Genomic DNA, 20151 nt, shown 5'->3' with positions numbered 1-20151 from the left:
AACGTATCCAACAAATTTGACTGCCATCATAAAGTCCTTTCTTCACTGATGCTGACATTCGTATGAAATTTCATCTAAGTCAGCAAGCCACCGTTTGGTGGCTTTTATTAGTTAAATGATCAATTGAATCTGTTTCAGTACTGCTCTCAGAGTATTTTCAAAATCAAAAGATTCATTGGTTCTGTCTTGATAACGCCAAGCAACATAGCCATCTGGACGTACTAAAACAGCACCAGACTCATTAATTTCAGACTTCGCATTCCATGTACCATAGACATCACGATAATCTCTTGAACCGATTTGAATAACATCTAAATACCCAAGATTAAGTTTTTCAGCAGCTTGTTTCCAGCCTTTGCCTGAGAGGCCTGTGAGTAAGGTAAAACGACCTTTGCCCGTAATATCTAAAGTTGAAACTTTTTGACCTTTAGCATCGATGAGCCAAGTATGCGGTACTTTTGCTCCAGGGCGTGTAGTGGCTTGTAGGTAAAGTTGATCATCTTGTTTAAATACTTCAGGTTCTGATTCAGAGATGACAGCATTTGAGCTATAACGCTGATTCAGTTCAACACCTTGAGCATTAAATTCAAAATTTTTAATTGCTAATGCGTTGTAGAGTTTTGTACGTATTTCAGCGCCTTGTTCATTTTCAGCAAAAATACGCTCTAGCATTTGCTTTTGGGTTGTTACACCTTGATCAAAACCAAAAACTTCTTTGAGGTGTTTATAATCAAATCGTGATTGGTTGGCTCGCGCAACAATTTGCTTACCTACAGGCGCACGTTCAACGGTATAAGAATCGAGAAGCGTAGGTTGAGACCAACCTTTAACTGCATATGCAAGTTTCCAACCGATATTAAAGGCATCTTGCATGCAGGTGTTTGAGCCTAAACCACTTGATGGTGGGTGACGATGCACTGCATCACCACCACAGAATACACGACCTTTCGAATATTCAGTTGCCCATGTTTGGTTCACGTACCAATAAGACAATTTTTGAATTTCAACATCTTCAACATGCTCACCAACGAAGGCATCTAAACGTGCGCGAACTTGCTCTGCAGTTACTTGAGGCTCGCCTTTAGAAATATCGAAGCCCCAACCCATAACCCACTCATTCCATGGGGTGATGGCACGCAATAGTCCCATACCTAAATCACCAAAACTTGCTTCAGGATTGACAATCCATTGCAAAATCGCAGGGCGATGCTGTACGTATTTAGATAAGTCCGCCTTAAAGGTCACATACACTGTACCTGCCCGTGCCATCACGCCTTCAAGTGGTAATCCCAATTGTTCAATAACTTTTGAACGTGCACCGTCCATTCCCACCAAGTATTTTGCACGTAAACTAAATTCGGTATTGGTAATATGATTGAGGAATGTTGCAGTCACGCCGTGTTCATCTTGTACGTGAGATAAATATTCAGTATTGAAGTTAAAAATAGCGCCTCGCTCAGCCGCATTTTTAACGAGTAGCGCTTCCATTTTAGGTTGGATAAGATCTACTAAAGGGCATGGACTTCCTTTGATATAATCGCCATGACGTTCATCGCCTGTACCCCAAGCACTGATACGAGCAATTTCTTCACCGACTAAACTGGTTGTGATCAGGCTTTCACCCATGTGTTCCCAGGGCGTTGCGATTTGCTTCACCTGTTCTTCGATACCTAAATCACGGAGGACTTCCATGGCACGTTGATTAGTAATATGTGCACGAGGACTGTTGGCTAACCAATTAAACTGGGTAAACAATTGAACTTTGATGCCATAATTGGCAAGTGCAAGCCCCAGAGTTGAACCAGCAGGACCAGTACCAATGACAAGAACATCAGTGTCAAAATGTTGAGACATGCTTTTTCCTAAATGAATTGAATACATGGGGAGAGTTTTTGAATTGAGTCAGTCTAGAAAAAAAGTGCAGTGATCTATAGTCGTATTCATATAAACTATCGATCTATATAAAATTCAAAGTAATGAACGTGCACTTATGCACGATGGGCTGATTGAGATATGGAATTACGACATTTACGGTATTTTATGACTGTTGCTCAAGAGCAAAGCTTTACTAAAGCTGCCGAAAAGCTCTATACCGCACAACCATCACTCAGTCAGCAAATTAAAGATCTTGAACAGGAAGTCGGTGTTACTTTATTTGATCGGACCACTCGTAAAGTTAAACTGACTGATGAGGGGGAAGCATTTTTAAAATACGCAGCTTTGACGCTGGACAATGCCAAGCAAGCTGTAGCTGCAGCTAGACAGGTCGCTCAGCAAAAGAATAATCAGATTCACATTGGATTTTTGAATGTGGCTGAACTGAAACTGATGCCTAGCATTCTGGCGCAGTTAAGAAAGAATATTCCTAATCTTAAAATTCATTTACACAGTTTGACTTGTACTGAGCAAATACAAAAACTTAGAAATGCTGAACTTGATATATGTTTTACTCGATACAAAATGGATCATTCAGATTATGAAGATATCCATATTTTGACAGAACAAATTTATTTGGTGGCTGCAGACAATCTTCATCCTTCAGAACGGACATTGAAACTACAAGAATTAAAAAATTCATCAGTCATTATGTGTGAACAAAATGCTTCACCAATATTCTATGACAAATTAAATGTTCTAGTTCCCTTCGAAAAGATGGATGATCAAATGCTGTGGGTGACTAATGTATTACAGCATATCAATCTGATTAATTTGGGAATGGGATTTAGTTTTGCTCCCGAATACCTCCTGAAGTTTTTAAATCATAATATCAAAATTGTGAAAACAGATGAGCAATTACCACAGCTTGGTCTATATGCGAATTATCATCGTCATTCAAACAATATTGCATTGAAAATGATTACGGAAGCCCTTATGCAAATGACAACAGAGCGGAATAGAGTGGAAGAGGTTATTCATGCTTAAACTGATCTATTTTGTACCAGAATCACATCTAGAGTTGACGAAACAGGCAGTATTTGAAGCAGGTGCAGGCGGGATCGGTGATTATGAGCAATGCGCTTGGCAGGTCAAGGGCTTAGGTCAATTTAAACCTGTCAATGGGGCTCAACCATTTATAGGTCAAGTCGGAGAGCTTGAACAAGTTGAAGAGTGGCGTGTAGAAACTATTGTGCCTGAAGATAAAGCCATAGAAGTGGCACGTGCATTAAAAGCCAGTCATCCTTATGAAGAACCAGCTTTTGAATTCTTACACATTATTTCTATTGACCCATGATCGGTTGAATTTTGTATGCGCTGACGATACGAGGATGGAGATTCTCCTGTCCAATATTTGAAGGCTCGAGAAAAGGCTGATGGCTCTGAAAACCCTGTTAAATAGACAATTTCATCATGTTTGAGTGCGGTTTTCGCTAGTAACTGACGAGCAAGTTTTTGTCTGAATGACGTTAGAACATTCTCGTAATTCGTTCCAATATCTTTGAGTGAAATTTGGATTTTACGCGGGGAGAGTTTAAGAATTCTTGCGATATCTTCTAGAGCGAATTGTCTTAATTTTAGTTGTTCGCCTAAAGCCTCTTCAATTTGAATGACTAGTTCATGTTTATCTACAAGTTCAATGTGCTTCTCAATGATAGCTTGATGTAACAGAAATAAATCAGGCTGAGCAGACGGAGAGGCATATTCTAGAATTTCTGCTTTGAATTTTATACAACCATAAGGCTGATTAAAATAAACTGGGCAATGCCATAGCTCATGATATAAGTCCTGAAATTCTGTATTGTCGTAGCTGAGCCAAATTTCTTGTGCTTGAAATTTTCCCTGACTGATATAATCAAAAAAAGATAAAACAATGTTAATCGTACATTCTAAATAATGACGGACAGGGTGATGAAAACCTTTTAGGGTAACGGTGTCATCTTCTATGTGAAGTTCAATATCCAATCCTGTAGTGAAATATTGATAGTATTTCATTGCTATTTTTAATGCATCGCCAAAATTTGCACTACTTAAAAAAATGTATTCAAAAAGTTGACCACGAAAAGTGGGGAGATGGTGACCGACAGTTAAACCAATATTGGAATTTTGTGTAATAACTTCTGTGAGTTCCCAGAATTTTTTTTGAACACGATTGTCATATCTTAAATCGCGTTGAGGATAGTCGATTGGATGTTGTAACGCATTTAATTGCGAAAATATTAAATCCACATCAACGCCCATATTTTGCATTGTCTCGTATACCATGCTTGGAAAAATACCAGCATCGGTTCTGATTTTACTTTTTCTTGCGCTCATACCGATATTCAAGACTCAAGTCATGCATTGGAAAAACTAAGGATGCTCTATCCTCAGTTTAAAATGCTGAAATTATAATGTTGAAATGAGTTTAGAAATAATTTGAATGAATGAACATGTCTTTAAATGTCAAAGCCCCATCTCATGAGGCTTAATTATTGAAAGTTTATTTTCAAGCGCTTAATTGCTTATAGGATCAATATACTCAATATAACCTCGACCCTGAATATGCTGACCTTTGAATTGACCTGAATATTGGTAACTACCTGCATAACCGCCAGCCATACCATATTTAAAGTCGCCATTAGCCTTGCCATAAATAGAAATCAGAAGATTGCCTTGATCATCATTGACTTTCCATTCAAAGACTCGAGGTAAACGCATTTTAATGCCATTTGGTGTAGTTACAGGTTCAGGCTCATATTCATGCACCACAGATTCAAGCCCTCGTTCGTATATTCCTCCATGATGATCTACAGAACGAACGTAAACACGACTTTGCAAAACTAAGCCCATTGGACCATGAGTGTCCACAAATAAGACTTGAGTGTGGTTATTAATATTTAAGATTTGATAAGTAAAAAATCGAATGGGAATGTTGATATTGACACCACGTGCATATTCGAAGGTGCATAGACCTTGAACTTGAGTTTTCTGTCCATCGATTTCTAAATATCCTTGGTACTCACAAAGCAGTGACCAATGTTCATACATGCTTCCGGCGAGTTTAACGAAATGTGCGATTTTATCAGTCGCTTTTAATTTAAGTTCATAATTGAAAGCATGACCTTGGCGAGTTGCTTTAATGTCTGGGTAGTTAACCTCTATAACTAAGTCATTACCGAATTTGAGATATTGACCATTAGTCGCCAGTAAACATTCATGCTGTATACTATATCCAGAAAATAAATTAGGCTGCGTTGCAGCAGTACCAATTAATAGATTTGCGGTATCTAAATCTGAAGTTTTTATTAAATGAGAATTTCTGAATATTTTAACGAGAGGTTGTCCTGCAACCACAATCATATTTAAGAAGTTGAATGGGGCCGGTAGATTGGGAATCATGATCCCGTAGTGTACACAGGTATATTTTCCGAGAGGTGTGTGGATCGCAGTGTTTGGATCAAAAGCTTGACCATTTACTAGAGCTGAATGATCTATATGTTTAACAATGTTTGAGGGAAGTTTAATTTTCATCTTATTCTCAATTAATATTTTGGCTTAAAATCATTTTTGGAAAAATACAATCAAAAATATAAATCGAGATAAAAGAAAAAAATTGACACTACAAACAGTAAGCAATTGTTTGAAGTGTCAACACGAAAAATAAGTCATCAAAAATGTGTGATATTACATTTAAACTTTTTGAATAAATAAGTCTCGATCGAAACGATATTGTGGGAAGAACACACCATCTTCAGCACGCTCTCCCGCACCAATGACCATAATTGGAAACTCTTTAGCATTGAGCCCCAATGTTTTACATACTAAAGGTTCGTCAAAACCTTCCATCATACAACTGTCGAATCCATAAGCTCTGAGCGCGAGTACAAGATTTTCGCAGGCTAAAGCTGTTGTCTTCGCTGCCCAAAGTTTGGCATCCGCAGGTGTAAAAGCGGTAACAGGCATTTGTTTGTCAAAAGTACGTGCTACTTTGAAAGTTACTTTCTTAAAGTTACCAATTGCATTTAAGTAACCCGTTTTATAATTCAGTGGAATATAGGTGTAATATTTTTTGACGAGTGGAGGAATCTCAGGAAATGGAAATTCTTGAATATTCAGCTTTGCCATTTCATTAATTCGATCTGTACGTGCGACACAGACAATCAATTCAGCCGCTGTGCGCGCAGCCCATTGATTTAGACACGCTTTTACAATCTTTTGTTTCTTTTCAGGATTTTGGACAACATAAAAAGTCCAAGGTTGTAAGTTAGATGAATTAGGGGCCAAGAGTGCTAAATCTAAACATTGATCGAGGATATCAGACGGTATAGGTTTTTCTGTAAACTTCCGAACAGATCGACGACTGGTCACGACCTTTTTGAAATTTTCAACATCAATGCCTTGTGGTGCAGGTTCGTAGTAGCGTTTTTTTTCAGTCGTCATGATCCATTCCTTAGATAGAGAGTATTCACCGAGCCGTGAGACTCGGATCTTTTAGCTTAATTAAATTGTGTGAAATCAGGTTTACGTTTTTGCATAAAAGCTTGTACAGCTTCCATCATTTCTGGAGAACCGACGCGCCCCATAAAGATTACTGCTTCATGATCAATCCAGGACACGATCTCATCAACATCATGTTTCATTAAGGCTTTAGATTGCACTAGAGAAGCAAGTGGTAGTGAAGCCAGTTGAGTGGCTTTTTGAGCGGCAATTGCATAAACGTCAGATTCAATACTGTTGATCAAGTTTGCAGCCAATGCTTTTTCACTGTCGAATTTATCAGCAGTTAATAAAAGTTCTGCTGCTTTCACATGACCTGCTTGACGTGCTAGTAATTTACTAGATGCGCCTTCAGGTGAAAGACCTAAGCTTACAAATGGAATTTGGAACAAAGCAGTGTTATCTGCATAAACTAAGTCACAATGCAATAAGATCGTTACGCCAATACCAATTGCGACACCACGTACCGCAGCAATCAGTGGTTTAGAAAATTTAGCAGCAGATTTTAAAAGCACAAAAGGAGGACCATCTTCTGGACGAATTTGATCTTTCATCGCCGCAGATTTCATGAAGTCTTGCATATCATTACCAGCACTGAAGTCTGCATCTTCGCCACGTAAAATGACCACACGAACGGATTGCTCTTTGTCTGCTTCATCAAAGGCTTTGGCGATCCATAGGTATAATTCGCCGTATAATGCATTTTTGGCTTTAGGACGATTAATCGCCAAGGTCAGCACACCATCTTCTAATTTTGCATTTAAATGCTCATGAGGTTGTTGAATACAACTTAATGACATCGTACTATCCTTGCTTTCAATTAATATAGATTTTATGAAATCTATTATGTCGTATTCTGGCGAAGAGTGACATAACTGATCAGTTCATAAACGTGACTTGGCGATGAATTATAAATTTGATTATTTGGTTTATATCGGACGTTTTCAGCCTTTTCATTTGGCACATATGGAAACCATTAAAATTGCGCTAACGCATAGCCAGAATGTTATTTTAGCGCTTGGTTCTGCTCAATTAGAGCGGAATATAAAAAATCCATTTTTAGCTATTGAACGTGAACAGATGATTTTGTCTAACTTTTCTCCTGATCAACAGGCAAGAATCAAATTTGTACACGTCATTGATGTTTATAATGATAAAAAATGGCAAAAATTGGTCAAATCTTTAGTGGCGAGTGTAGTACAGCCAAATGATCAAGTTGGCTTAATCGGTCACTTTAAAGATGACTCATCCTATTATCTAAAATTTTTCCCAGAATGGGAGATGTTGGAACTTGATAGTTTAAAAGGTGCAATTTCTGCAACACCACTTCGCGAAGCATACTATCGGGGGGAAATTATGGAAAAAGAACTTCCCCACGGAACCATTCAATTTTTACAAGCGTTTCAAAATTCAGAAATTTACCAACAACTTAAAACTAAATACCAACGTCAAGACAGTACAAGTTTGAGTGCATCAATTGAATGATTGTGTTTAACACAAGAAAACCGAGGGAAATCGTGCGTACTATTACACAAATGAGTTTGGCCACAGTGCTATTGTCTGCTTCTGTTTTTGCTCAAGCGCAAACATGGACACTATCACCTAGCAGTAAGATCAGCTTTGATATCCGATCTGCAGGAATGTCGATTGTAAATGGGCAATTTCAAAAGTATCAATCACAGATGAATTTTGATCCGGCACAGCCTAATCAAGGTTCAGCTAAATTTGTGATGGATGTGAATAGCCTTAAACTGAGCAAAAACTCTTTAAAGGATATGGTCTTTGGTGACAGTTTCTTTCATGCAAGCAAATATAAAACTGTGACCTTTCAAAGTAATCAAATTCGTGCTTTAGGAAATAATAAATACAAATTTGATGGACAACTCACTATGCGTGGTGTGACACGTCCAGTTTCATTTGAGACAACTTTAACTCCAAATGCATCGAATCCAACTGTGTTGAATGTACAATCTTCAACAGTCATCAACCGTAGTGATTTTGGTATGCGCAAAGCGATTGGTGGAATTGGCGAAAAAGTGAATATCAAGCTTGAAGGGCAATGGAAAGCCAACTAAATCGATAAAAAGAAAGCAGTGATTCAATCACTGCTTTTTTAATGTCATGAGTATGTCAGTAATATGTTTGAGTTGTGGGGACTGCTGTTTCCAATGATGCCAATATAGATCAACGTCTTGTGTTGCCTCAGGCAACAAACAAATCAATTGTCCTTGATCGAGTAAGTCTTGAATTTGCAGTTCAGGCACCATGCCATAGCCTAAACCGAGTTGGATTGCATCGACAAATGACTTTGAGGAGGGGACATAATGATATGGATAACTAGATTGCGGTAATCCAAATTGATTGAGTAGAACCGTTTCATGTAAATGATCTTTATCATTAAAGATGACCGCAGGCGCACGGCGAAAGGAATCGCGATTTAGTCCGTTTTTAAACCATGCTAATTTGAATTCTGGCGTACACACCATTTGATAACGCATCGTGAACAAAAATTCTGAGTGGCAACCTGTCATGGGTTGGGATTCAGCGCTTATACATGCATTTACATAGCCTGATTCCATTAATTGATGCGTATGATCCTGATCATCTATTCGAAGTTGTATTGTGATTTTATGCTCTATTAACTTTTCAGCAATCGCAGGCAAAAGCCAAGTTTCTAATGAATCTGCATTCGTTCCAATGATAATTTTATAAAACTCAGAATTTTGACTTTTTCCCTGAATAAGCTGCAGAACATTTTCTTCTTGACGCTTTTGCCTTAATAAATGTTCAAGCAATATTTCACCTGAATGTGTCACACGACAAGGTCGTTCTCTCAGGATTAATGTTTGCCCAATCTGCCGTTCTAATTGTTGGATTCGAAGAGTAATTGCAGCCGCAGAGAGACAAAGCTTTTTAGCAGCCAGATCAAAACTTCCAGTTTCCGCCACGGTGATAAACGCGACACAGTCTTTATAATTGAAAATCATGATTTAATAAAACTTAATGAACTTAATATTAATTTAATAATACTCAATTTAAGATTGAATTGTTCATAATCCGCCTAATGATAAATATTAGGTGTTTTATGTCTTTATCCGTACTGTTTAATGGCTTTGTAACGAGTTTAAGTTTGATTATGGCGATAGGTGCTCAGAATGCTTTTGTGCTGAAACAGGGCTTAAAAAAAGAATATGTTTTATCCATTTGCCTCATTTGTGCCTTTTCAGACTCACTTCTAATTTTGGCTGGGGTATTTGGATTTGGGAAGTTTATCTCAGGCCATCCACAAATAATGACGTATGCACAATGGGGTGGGGCTACATTTTTAGTTGTATATGGTGCCCATCATTTTTATCAAGCGTTTTCGACCAAAAAATCGATGTGTCTTGATCATCATACGGCTGTTTCATGGTTTAAAATTATTCTCATTTGCTTGGCATTCACATGGCTAAATCCCCATGTATATCTAGATACTATCGTGCTTGTAGGTGCGATATCAACGCAATTTGAAGATCACTTATTATCGTTTGCTATCGGTGCGATCACGGCATCATGGTTATTTTTCTTTAGTTTGGGTTTTGGTGCGCATTATCTATCAGCTTACTTTCACAATCCCCGCGCATGGCAAGTCTTGGATATTTTGATTGCTTTAATCATGTGGTACATCGCCTATCACTTAATTATATGAATATTGATTAGATAAATTCCTCTAAAGCTTGTACGTCGATTAGATGACAACATTTAATGAACAAAAACTCACATAAAGATAATAATGAGAATCATATAATAATGATTCTCATTATTATTAATTGTTCCGAAAATGAAAAATTACAGTACCAAATTACTCTCTCAATCTGTAAGTGTTCTTATGATGAGTGGCGGTATAGCGACTATCACATGGGCAAATGATCAAAACCAACTTCCTACGATTACAACACAAGCTGAAGCGATAAATGCTTATGCAGATGGAAAATTAAGCAATGTATCTAAGTTAGGTGCTTTAGGTGAAAAAAAATTAATCGATACACCATTCACTGTAATGCAATATGAGGAGCAATTAATACGAGAAAGACAGGCATCCACCGTAGGTGATGTTTTAAAAAATGATGCCAGTATTCGACTGACGACAAATCAAGGTCATTTAAACGAAAACTTCAAAATTCGTGGTTTTGACTTAAATCATGAGGATATGAACTACAACGGATTTTATGGTATTGCACCATACGGAAAAGTGCCGACTGAATTTTTAGAATCAGTGACAGTTTTGAAAGGACCAAATGCAATTGTCGCTGGTATGGCACCGAATGGAGGCGTTGGTGGTGTGGTCATTGCCAACTCTAAACGCGCTGACCAAGACATGACAAGACTAAACACACAATACCAGGATGGCGGCTACTATCAATCAGGTATTGATGTCTCAAGACGATTTGGTGCAAACCGTGAGTTTGGTGTTCGCGTCAATGGTGCATATGGTGATGGTGAACATATCATTAATGATATGAATGATCGCCTAGTTCTTGGTTCCATCGCTGCGGATTACACCACGGATAAACTTAAAATTAATTTTGATAGTTATGCTATTAAGCAAAATCGCGATGGTGGGTCACCAACAATGGTTGCACTGGGTGGAAAAGATACAGTTAACAAAGTCATTGCACCGCCTAAAGGTGACCAAAACTATTTTCCGTGGTTAGAAGGGAATTCTGACAGTAAATTTGCTGGCTTATCAGGTGAATATCAATTTTCACCCTATTTGAAAACCTTTGCTGGTCTAGGATATGCTGAAAAATCATATGATGGTCATTTATTCGGTACACGAATGATCGTAAAGAATGAAGACGGCGATGCCTCTTCACAATATTACCGAGTGGGTGCAAATGAAAAAAATAAAACAGCACACATTGGGGTTGAAGGAAAATTTGATACTGCTGGAATACAGCATAATGTAGGATTGCGTGCAGATTATTTAAATAAAAAATCGGATCAACATAAAGGACGTGGAGCTCCTCCTGTAGATTTTAACACCAATCTTTATGACCCAAGTAAAGAAGGCAATATGCCTTTACAGCGTCCAGAAATTGCACCTTTAGCAGATAATAAGTACATCAGTTATACATTGACTGATCAAATTTCATTATTGAATGATCAGCTTCAATTGATTGTAGGCGCTCGTTATCAAGATATTGAAACGAATAATTTACAGACCAAAAAAAATTACCAAGAAGACCGTATTTCACCAAGTTTAGGGATCGTCGTTAAACCTTTTGGTGAAGACTTGTCACTATATGCAAGCTATGTAGAAGGGTTATCAGAAGGATCGACCGTTGATAATGTCAATGATGCAAACGACAAAGTCACTTTTGCGCCGTTTGTGACGAAGCAATATGAGTTAGGTGCAAAACATCAGCATGGAACTTGGCTGAATACGCTGGCACTTTATCAAATTGAAAAACCAAGCACGATGAGCAAGTCGATTGAACCTTATACAGAAAATGGTGTAACAATTAATCAAATTACAACAGATGGTGCTGAAACTCGATCACGCGGCATTGAGTGGTCATTTTCTGGAGCGATTACTGAAGATTTAAACCTAATGGGAAGTATGGCTTATATTGATGCAAAATATTCCAAAGCTCAAATGAATCAAGGAAATCAAGTTTTTGGTGTACCTGATTTTACTGCAACGCTTGGGGTGGATTATGATGTCCCACAACTCGAAGGATTAAATTTAAATGCCAGAGCAAGTTATGTCAGCGAACAGTATTTAAATGATACCAATACCTTGCAACTTCCAGATTATACCGTCATCGATCTAGGTGCACGTTATAAGACCAAGCTTGGTGGCGTGAATACGACGTTCTTAGCTAATGTTGATAACATTACAGATAAAAAATATTGGGAAGGTGCTTTTAACTCGAATTATGCGCTGATTGGTGGATCAAGAACTTATAAACTTGGCGTAAGCTTTGATTTCTAATTGTAGTTAAAAAAAATTATAAGTAGATGAAACCCACGTCAATCGTGGGTTTTTTTATTAGTTTTGCAAAGCTTTTAAATCTTCAAGCACTTGTTCAGCATGCCCTGCAGCTTTGACTTTACGATATTCTTTAACGAGTTTTCCTTGATGAAAAATAAAAGTTGAGCGCTCAATCCCCATCACTTTTTTTCCATACATATTTTTCTCTTTAATCACATCAAAGTGTTGGCAAAGCACTTCTTCTTTATCGCTAATCAAATCAATTGTTAAAGATTGCTTTTCGGTGAAGTTTTGATGGGCTTTCACTGAGTCCCTAGAAACACCGAAAATAGTGGTATGAAGCGCATCAAACTGATCTTTCAAACATGAAAAACCAACAGCTTGCGTTGTACACCCAGGCGTTGAATCTTTTGGATAAAAATAAATGATGAGCCAATCTGTATTCAACTCAGTTAAATTCACAGAACCTGTAGTCGTTGGGAATGTTTGATTGGGTAAACTAATCGTTTCCGTAGACATTATATTTTCCTCAAAATTTGTCACTACATTTATAGGGGAATTCAAAAAAAATAGCCACACGAGGTGGCTATCTTATGTAAACTGCGATTATTTTTTAGCTTGTGCTGCTTTCATTGCTTCCTCTGTTAACGACTGTAGCTTAGACGTTAACTGTGGGCCGAAGCATGCTTGAAGATCAGCGTTCTGTTTCTTCACGATAGCTAAAGTAGAAGGGCTTTTCTTTTGGTTAATCGCACTTTGGATTTCCCATTTTTGAGCATTAGTGAGCTTGCCGTCTGCTTCAATTGCACATGTACAATATTTGCTGACTTCAGTAGCAGAAAGCTTGTTCCCTTTAGCAGTTTCTTCCTTACAAACATTAATCAGTGCAGATTTTACGTTAGTACTTTTGTAGGCTTGCTGCATTTTATTATTCGGCTCATTTGCTTGAGCCGCAGAACCGAAAAGTGCAGCAGCAGAAACAATCGCTGAAAGAATAATGTTTGATTTTAAATTTTTCATATATGGCACCCTGTTATTACGGTATATAACGAGTTGGGTCTTCAACGCCAGCATCTGCAAAACCTTGTTTACGCAAACGACAGCTGTCGCATTTTCCACAAGCTCGTCCTTGGTCATCTGCTTGATAGCATGACACCGTTTGACTGTAGTCTACGCCATGTTCGATGCCTAAGCGAATAATATTTGCTTTGGATAATTGTAGTAAAGGTGTTTCAAATTTAAGAGGTTTTCCTTCCACACCTACTTTTGTCGCTAATCTTGCCATATTGGCAAATGCTTCAATAAATTCTGGTCGACAATCTGGATAACCAGAATAATCTACCGCATTAATTCCAATTACGATGGCTTCTGCGTCAAACACTTCTGCTGCTGCAAGTGCATAAGACAGGAAAATCGTATTACGTGCTGGAACATAAGTGACAGGGATCCCTTCTTGTTCTTGATCAGGAACATCAATGGAATGATCAGTTAATGCAGAACCACCTAAATTACCCAAATCTATATTAATCACGCGATGTTCAACGCCTGCTTGTTGTGTCAGTTTACGTGCAGCATCCAATTCAGTTGTTGAGCGTTGACCATACATAAAACTTAAAGCGATACATTCATAGCGTGCTTGCGCCCAAGCCAAGCAAGTCGTTGAGTCTAAACCACCTGATAACAATACAATGGCACGAGGGCGCATAGGAGAACTCCAAAAAATTAAAGTAAATAAAAAATGAATTATAACTGATTATATAAAGAATAATGGGGTATAAATTTTTTGAATATATAGATCTGCATAAGTCACAAAACTAAATGAGATCATTATAAAGAACGCGAAATGTTCGTTTTAGAAGATGAGATAAAACTCTCTTTTTGAGTCGATTAAAGTTTAAACAGTTGTTGTTTTTGTTTAAATATTAAATATAATTTAACAAACACTTGATTAAAACTTACAAAAATAATTTTTACGGAATGAAAATGAATCAAATTAATACTTTAATTTTAACCACTGCTGCGTTGATCAGTACAAATTCTTTTGCATTTGAGGAGCTTTCAGATCAAGAATTGTCAACATATGCAGCACAAGATGGTATTACGATTAGCCTTTTACCAGGTGGACCTATTCAAGCAGATTTGATTTGGCACGATAACAGTGGATTCGGGCCAGATTACAACGAAGGAAACACAAAAGCAGGTGCCTTAATTTTCGGTACAGCGAATGGACGTAGTAAGAATCCATTATCACTTTCTTCTGGTTCGGCAGATATTAGTATTACCTTAAAAATCGATGCACAAGGAGGGAGTAGTACTACAGGACCTTTCCTGAATTTAGGTGTATTTGTTCCTGAAGATATCATTATCAATACTGGTGATATTTGGGTGGGGAAATCGGGTCAAGTGAGTCCAACAGGACGAGGCTATAGTGACCCCGTTAAAATTATGGATAATATGAAATTTTATGTATCCAATCTCTCAACCAATATTCAGCTCGGTTCAGCACCTCAAGGCAGTCTTTTAAAACTGAATGGAATATTTAAAGACGGCTTACGTTTAGAGGGCTTCAAAGTCCACGATCATGATGGTGGTGGCGCATTCGGAATAGAATTTATTAATTTAAAAAATACTCAACCAGGGCGTTTCGGCATCAATAATCTTGATTTCGATGTTGCAGGTTCGATACGTACAGATGGACTGGAACTCAAAATAAATCGTCTTGGAGATCAAAATGGCTTTAATGCAATGTTATGGGGAGTAGGCGTTGGAGATGCATCAACAATAAATAATAAGATTGGGGATATTTCAATGAAAGGGATTAATTTAAATGGCACGACCATTAAAGTGTCAGCGCACTAAAAGATCATTTTCTCTTTAAAAAACAGCACAAAAAGTGCTGTACTGTTTTTAATTTGAGCTATTTGTTACATTTTAACGACCTGTTTCGTCATTCCAGAGCAACTTATGTAATTGAAGCTGGAAACGAACTGGTAAGTGATCCTCTAAGATCCATTGTGCTAAATCACGCGCAAGTTGCGGTAACTTTGCAGCACCTTTTTCAACAGCAAACGCAGGTGAGAACCAAACGGTACTTACACGCTTGTGCAATTCATATTGATTCACTTGTTGTTTAGACCATTCATAATCTTCACGATTGCATATGACAAATTTAATCTGATCATGTTGAGTTAAATGGTCTAAATTACTCATTAAATTACGTGAGTCTTCACCTGAAGTTGGTGTCTTTAAATCTAGGACTTTGGAAACTCTACGATCCACTTTTGAAACATCTAGTGCTCCACTCGTTTCAAGGGAAACTTCACAGCCTAAATCTGCTAGACGCTCCATGAGTGGTAACGCATTGGGTTGGGCTAATGGTTCACCACCAGTAACACAAATATAAGGTGTCTTAAAATCAAGCGTGGTCTGGATAATATCCTCTAAAGAGTGTCGTTCACCGCCTTCAAAAGAATAGGTGGTATCACAATAAGTACAACGCAGCGGACAACCTGTTAAGCGTATAAACACTGTAGGTAAGCCTGAAGTGTTGGCTTCACCTTGTAATGAATAGAAGATCTCCGTAATACGTAACCCCGCAGACGGATCAGAAACAGGAATAGCGGAAGATCGCAAATTACTCATATCGACAAAACCAAACTAAAATAGAGATTATATAAAAGAAAAATCTCTACGATTATTACTAACCGTAGAGATGGGGAGTGTAACTCCAAATACTATAAAGTATAAAAAAATTAGTCAGCGCGTAATAAGTCGTTCAAACTTGTTTTAGCACGAGTCTGAGCATCGACTTTTTTCACGATAATTGCAGCATACAAGCTGTATTTACCGCATTTTGAAGGAAGGCTACCAGAAACTACCACTGAACCTGCTGGAACACGACCATAGTGAATTTCACCTGTTTCACGGTCATAAATCTTAGTTGATTGACCAATGTAAACACCCATTGAAATCACTGAACCTTCTTCAACGATTACACCTTCAACGATTTCAGAACGTGCACCGATAAAACAATTGTCTTCAATGATCGTAGGGTTCGCTTGAAGAGGCTCAAGTACACCGCCAATCCCAACACCACCAGAAAGGTGAACATTTTTACCAATTTGCGCACATGAACCTACAGTCGCCCATGTATCAACCATCGTACCTTCATCAACATAAGCGCCAATATTGACATAAGATGGCATAAGCACAACATTCTTAGCTTGGTAAGAACCTTTGCGTGCAACTGCAGGCGGTACAACACGTACGCCAGCTGCTTTAAATTGCTCTTCAGTCCAACCCGTAAATTTAGTGTCTACTTTGTCATAGAATTGGAGATCGCATGATTCGATTGGTTTATTATCATTGAGTTTGAATGACAATAGAACAGCTTTTTTTAACCATTGATGAACAACCCATTCACCATCAATCTTTTCAGCAACACGTAATGAACCATTATCTAAGCCAGCAATTGCTTCCTCGACTGCTTGGCGAATTTCAGCAGGGCAATCTGTAGCTGTGAAGTTTGCACGATCTTCAAACGCTTGTTCGATGATTGACGAAAGCTGAGACATAATCTTCTCTTCCAAAAAAAATTTCCAAGATTTTACACTAAATTGATTATAAAAATTACAATTAATCCTGAAAAAATGTCCGACAATAATGACTATTCTTTATAAGTATGTTAATAAAAGTTAATAAAAGACTTAAGTGCAAATTATTTATAAAACAACAACTAAATCAAAATTGTATCAAAAAATAACAAAAAAGCATCAATTTGAATATTAACCAGCTTTGAAATCTCCATTAAGATGCTTCCGAGTCGAACACATTAATGATTAAAGAACAACTCATTTCTTTGAGGAGAAAAAAATGAAAGTGTTAAAATTACTCGCTGTTACAACAGCATTATCTGTTTCAGGCTTCGCTATGGCGGACACTCAAGTTGTACGTACAGGTAATGTATTTGAAGCTAATCAATTAATCCCTACTGGTGTTCGTGCTGAAGTTGGTACAACTGGTTACGGTGGTGCATTACTTTGGACTGCTAACCCATACGTTGGTCTTGCTTTAGGTTACAACGGTGGTGATATCTCTTGGTCTGATGATTTATCTATTGACGGTACTAAATACGATTTAGATATGGATAATAGTTTGGCATACTTAAATGCTGAGATTCGTCCTTGGGGCGCGAGTCAAAATCCATGGGCTCAAGGTCTATATATGGCTGCTGGTGTAGCATATATCGATAATGAATACGATGTTACTAAGCGCTTAAACAATACGAATGATGTTGTTAAGATTGATGGAAAAAATTACAACGCTCCATCTGGTCAAGGTTTCATCGATGGTAAAATGTCATACAAAAATGACTTTGCTCCATACGTAGGTTTTGGTTTTGCTCCTAAAATCAATAAAAACTTCGGTGTATTTGGTGAAGTAGGTGCTTATTACACTGGTAACCCTTCTGCAAATATTACGTCAGTAGGTTTATCTGAAGTTGGTGGTACTGGTACTGGTGCTGATGCAGCTGAAGCTTTAGAAGCGAAAATTGAATCTAAAGACAAATATGAGTGGCTTCCAGTCGGTAAAGTGGGTGTGAGCTTCCACTGGTAAGATCCAATTAAAAAAACGAGCTTCGGCTCGTTTTTTTATGCAAGTTAATGCAAATAATAAAGGCGCTATAGGCGCCTTTATTATTTGTAGCTTGTTAGTCTTCAGGATAAGCCACACGCTTTAACGCTTTGATATCAGCACTAGGTGCACATAGCGAAATAAACTCGTAACCATATCCACGTAACAAATGACCTTTACGTACAGCAATCCAAGTGGTATTCACCCCGAATAAATCAGTATCAATTTGTTTTAAGCGATGATCTCGTTCTGTATCGTAGGCAACATCGTTGACAATCCCGACACCCATACCTAATTCAACATAAGTTTTGATTACATCAGCATCAAGCGCAGACATCACTAAATCAACATCAAGTCCTGAGTCTTCAAAGGCTTTATCAATCTTTGAACGTCCCGTAAAACCACCGTGATAGGTAATAATCGGATACTCTGCCAAATGTTCTAAGCTAATCTCTCTCGCTGCTATTTGAGTAAGTGGATGACCTTGAGGCGTAATAATACTGTGTTTCCAGTTATAAAAAGGAACACTTGCTAAGTTTTCTTCAGTAGTCAGATTCTCAGTAGCAATACCAATATCAGCATCGCCTAAAAGTAACATTTCAGTGATTTCAGTTGGACTTGCTTGTTGCAAAATCAAATGGACTTTCGGAAATAATTTTTTGAATGAATTTACGATTGGTGGTAATACATATCGCGCTTGAGTATGAGTGGTTGCGATGGTTAATGTACCTTCATCTACACGATTAAAATCATCGGCTAATCTTTTAATATTGTCTGCATCGACCAGCATGCGCTCCACAATACCGAGCAAAGCTTGACCAGGTTCAGTTAACCCTAATAAGCGTTTACCTTTTCGGATAAATAGTTGAACACCTAATTCATCTTCTAAATCTTTAATATGCTTACTTACGCCTGATTGAGACGTGTAAAGGGCAGCGGAAGCTTCCGTTAAATTAAAATTTTGTCTGACGGTTTCTCGAATAATTCTTAATTGTTGAAAGTTCATAGTCTTTGTTACCTTTAAAATGATGGGGCTATATAAAAGCCCCATCTACACATTTTTATGCGTTTTCTTGTGCAAATAAGTGCAATGTATTAGTCGTTAACCAAACCGATTGATTTGGGCGGAATTGATGCAGTTTAGCTTCATCTGGAGTGAGTAGAATTTCGATGAGATTGCCATATTGACCTTGAAGTTCGGCAACCACTTTTCCTGCAATCCAAACTTCACGTAAGAACGTTGCTTGAATTGCATTATCTGTAGGTTGAGCATGAATTTGGAACTCATCTGGTCGAATGAAGGCAATCACTTTACCTTCAGGCGCATCTTTAGCTAAAGGCAGTTGAATGCGATCATTTCCGATCTGTACGATTCCCGCTTGATTATGACCTTCGAACTTATTCGCTTGACCTAAGAAGTCAAATACAAAAGGCGTTGCTGGTTTTTCATAAACTTCACGAGGTGAGCCAATTTGTTCAACATTGCCTTTATTCATTACAATGATTTGATCTGCAACTTCAAGCGCTTCTTCTTGATCGTGAGTTACAAAAATCGAGGTGATGTGAAGTTCATCGTGTAAAGTTCTCAGCCAGCGACGTAACTCTTTACGAACTTTAGCATCAAGTGCGCCAAATGGCTCATCCAGAAGTAGTACACGAGGTTCAACTGCAAGCGCACGTGCAAGTGCAATACGTTGACGCTGTCCACCAGACAATTGTGCTGGATAACGATCTGCTAAGAATCCTAATTGAACTAAATCGAGTAGTCGTGTAACCCGTTTTTTTATTTCAGATTCTGAGGGGCGTGTAGAACGTGGACGAACACGTAAACCAAAAGCAATATTGTCAAATACTGTCATATGACGGAATAAAGCATAATGTTGGAATACGAAGCCAACTTGACGTTCACGAACATGAACATTCGTTGAGTCTTGACCTTCAAGGATCACTTGACCGCTGTCAGCAGATTCAAGACCAGCAATAATGCGAAGTAAAGTCGTTTTACCGCAGCCTGAAGGTCCTAACAATGCAACGAGTTGACCATCAGGAAAATCTAGGGAGATATTGTTTAGTGCATGGAAAGCACCAAAGTGTTTTTCAATATTTTTAACTTGAATACTCATCGG

At 38.0% G+C, this 20151-nt stretch carries 21 protein-coding genes; 8 read left to right on the top strand and 13 right to left on the bottom strand.

Translation table 11 applies throughout. The annotated features are described in order from the left end of the window. Nucleotides 1-111: 111 nt before the first annotated feature. Nucleotides 112-1854: an FAD-dependent monooxygenase gene (locus AC1M9H_RS06690; protein ID WP_481613030.1), complete on the bottom strand. Its 1743-nt coding sequence runs from the start codon at nt 1852-1854 to the stop codon at nt 112-114. Between the two features lie 159 nt (nt 1855-2013). Here AC1M9H_RS06690 and AC1M9H_RS06685 point away from each other — a divergent pair, with 159 nt between their 5' ends. Beyond that, on the top strand, nt 2014-2922 hold the full coding sequence (locus AC1M9H_RS06685; protein WP_481613029.1) for a LysR family transcriptional regulator: 909 nt from the start codon (nt 2014-2016) through the stop codon (nt 2920-2922). Further along, nucleotides 2915-3232: a YqfO family protein gene (locus AC1M9H_RS06680; protein WP_092767083.1), complete on the top strand. Its 318-nt coding sequence runs from the start codon at nt 2915-2917 to the stop codon at nt 3230-3232. Before AC1M9H_RS06685 ends, AC1M9H_RS06680 begins: the two co-directional genes overlap by 8 nt. Here AC1M9H_RS06680 and AC1M9H_RS06675 read toward each other — a convergent pair. The 4 genes from AC1M9H_RS06675 to AC1M9H_RS06660 form a co-directional block, all read right to left on the bottom strand. Further along, nucleotides 3181-4263, bottom strand: a complete 1083-nt coding sequence (locus AC1M9H_RS06675; protein ID WP_481613028.1) for a helix-turn-helix domain-containing protein — start codon at nt 4261-4263, stop codon at nt 3181-3183. The genes AC1M9H_RS06680 and AC1M9H_RS06675 overlap by 52 nt on opposite strands. A 168-nt stretch (nt 4264-4431) precedes the next feature. Further along, on the bottom strand, nt 4432-5448 hold the full coding sequence (locus tag AC1M9H_RS06670; protein ID WP_481613027.1) for a DUF6670 family protein: 1017 nt from the start codon (nt 5446-5448) through the stop codon (nt 4432-4434). A gap of 159 nt (nt 5449-5607) precedes the next feature. Then, complete coding sequence (locus tag AC1M9H_RS06665) at nt 5608-6357, bottom strand: nitroreductase family protein (protein WP_481589018.1); 750 nt, start codon at nt 6355-6357, stop codon at nt 5608-5610. Between the two features lie 56 nt (nt 6358-6413). Next, nucleotides 6414-7214, bottom strand: a complete 801-nt coding sequence (locus AC1M9H_RS06660) for an enoyl-CoA hydratase-related protein (RefSeq protein WP_481613026.1) — start codon at nt 7212-7214, stop codon at nt 6414-6416. Between the two features lie 103 nt (nt 7215-7317). On the opposite strand from AC1M9H_RS06660, the gene AC1M9H_RS06655 reads away from it, so the two are divergent. Both AC1M9H_RS06655 and AC1M9H_RS06650 read left to right on the top strand, forming a co-directional pair. Further along, nucleotides 7318-7899 carry a nicotinate-nicotinamide nucleotide adenylyltransferase gene (locus AC1M9H_RS06655; RefSeq protein WP_481597373.1) on the top strand — a complete coding sequence of 194 codons (582 nt, stop codon included), beginning with the start codon at nt 7318-7320 and terminating at the stop codon, nt 7897-7899. A gap of 32 nt (nt 7900-7931) precedes the next feature. After that, nucleotides 7932-8489, top strand: coding sequence for a YceI family protein (locus AC1M9H_RS06650; protein ID WP_481613025.1), 558 nt, complete (start codon nt 7932-7934; stop codon nt 8487-8489). Between the two features lie 27 nt (nt 8490-8516). Here the strand turns inward: AC1M9H_RS06650 and AC1M9H_RS06645 are convergent, their stop codons facing one another. Continuing rightward, nucleotides 8517-9398, bottom strand: a complete 882-nt coding sequence (locus AC1M9H_RS06645) for a LysR family transcriptional regulator ArgP (RefSeq protein WP_481591446.1) — start codon at nt 9396-9398, stop codon at nt 8517-8519. A 101-nt stretch (nt 9399-9499) separates the two neighbouring features. Between AC1M9H_RS06645 and AC1M9H_RS06640 the strand changes: the two genes are divergently transcribed. Together AC1M9H_RS06640 and AC1M9H_RS06635 are read left to right on the top strand one after the other, a co-directional pair. After that, entirely contained in the window at nt 9500-10102 is a 603-nt protein-coding gene (locus AC1M9H_RS06640) for a LysE/ArgO family amino acid transporter (protein WP_481595960.1), read from the top strand. Between the two features lie 132 nt (nt 10103-10234). Continuing rightward, on the top strand, nt 10235-12391 hold the full coding sequence (locus AC1M9H_RS06635; RefSeq protein ID WP_481613024.1) for a TonB-dependent receptor: 2157 nt from the start codon (nt 10235-10237) through the stop codon (nt 12389-12391). A gap of 57 nt (nt 12392-12448) precedes the next feature. Here the strand turns inward: AC1M9H_RS06635 and AC1M9H_RS06630 are convergent, their stop codons facing one another. From AC1M9H_RS06630 to queC, 3 genes are all read right to left on the bottom strand, one after another. Then, nucleotides 12449-12910, bottom strand: a complete 462-nt coding sequence (locus AC1M9H_RS06630) for a peroxiredoxin (RefSeq protein WP_035267221.1) — start codon at nt 12908-12910, stop codon at nt 12449-12451. A gap of 87 nt (nt 12911-12997) precedes the next feature. Beyond that, nucleotides 12998-13411 carry a hypothetical protein gene (locus AC1M9H_RS06625; protein WP_481590297.1) on the bottom strand — a complete coding sequence of 138 codons (414 nt, stop codon included), beginning with the start codon at nt 13409-13411 and terminating at the stop codon, nt 12998-13000. 16 nt (nt 13412-13427) lie between these two features. After that, nucleotides 13428-14096, bottom strand: coding sequence for a 7-cyano-7-deazaguanine synthase QueC (queC, locus tag AC1M9H_RS06620; RefSeq protein ID WP_180028449.1), 669 nt, complete (start codon nt 14094-14096; stop codon nt 13428-13430). 278 nt (nt 14097-14374) lie between these two features. Between queC and filA the strand changes: the two genes are divergently transcribed. Beyond that, nucleotides 14375-15250, top strand: coding sequence for a putative pilus system protein FilA (gene filA, locus AC1M9H_RS06615; protein ID WP_481587782.1), 876 nt, complete (start codon nt 14375-14377; stop codon nt 15248-15250). Nucleotides 15251-15322: 72 nt separating this feature from the next. Here filA and queE read toward each other — a convergent pair whose 3' ends face one another. Continuing rightward, nucleotides 15323-16033, bottom strand: a complete 711-nt coding sequence (gene queE, locus AC1M9H_RS06610; RefSeq protein ID WP_481589025.1) for a 7-carboxy-7-deazaguanine synthase QueE — start codon at nt 16031-16033, stop codon at nt 15323-15325. A gap of 110 nt (nt 16034-16143) precedes the next feature. Continuing rightward, on the bottom strand, nt 16144-16965 hold the full coding sequence (gene dapD, locus AC1M9H_RS06605; protein ID WP_179997889.1) for a 2,3,4,5-tetrahydropyridine-2,6-dicarboxylate N-succinyltransferase: 822 nt from the start codon (nt 16963-16965) through the stop codon (nt 16144-16146). A gap of 298 nt (nt 16966-17263) precedes the next feature. On the opposite strand from dapD, the gene carO reads away from it, so the two are divergent. Continuing rightward, on the top strand, nt 17264-18007 hold the full coding sequence (gene carO / locus AC1M9H_RS06600) for an ornithine uptake porin CarO (protein WP_481613023.1): 744 nt from the start codon (nt 17264-17266) through the stop codon (nt 18005-18007). A 94-nt stretch (nt 18008-18101) separates the two neighbouring features. Here the strand turns inward: carO and AC1M9H_RS06595 are convergent, their stop codons facing one another. Together AC1M9H_RS06595 and AC1M9H_RS06590 are read right to left on the bottom strand one after the other, a co-directional pair. After that, the gene (locus AC1M9H_RS06595; RefSeq protein WP_092767071.1) at nt 18102-19031 is read right to left on the bottom strand and encodes a CysB family HTH-type transcriptional regulator; all 930 of its coding nucleotides are present in this window, start codon (nt 19029-19031) and stop codon (nt 18102-18104) included. Between the two features lie 55 nt (nt 19032-19086). Beyond that, complete coding sequence (locus AC1M9H_RS06590) at nt 19087-20148, bottom strand: sulfate/molybdate ABC transporter ATP-binding protein (protein ID WP_481613022.1); 1062 nt, start codon at nt 20146-20148, stop codon at nt 19087-19089. Nucleotides 20149-20151: the final 3 nt, after the last annotated feature.

It is taken from the genome of Acinetobacter sp. ANC_7512, from assembly GCF_056779935.1.
This window is presented reverse-complemented; position numbering and strand designations above follow the sequence as displayed.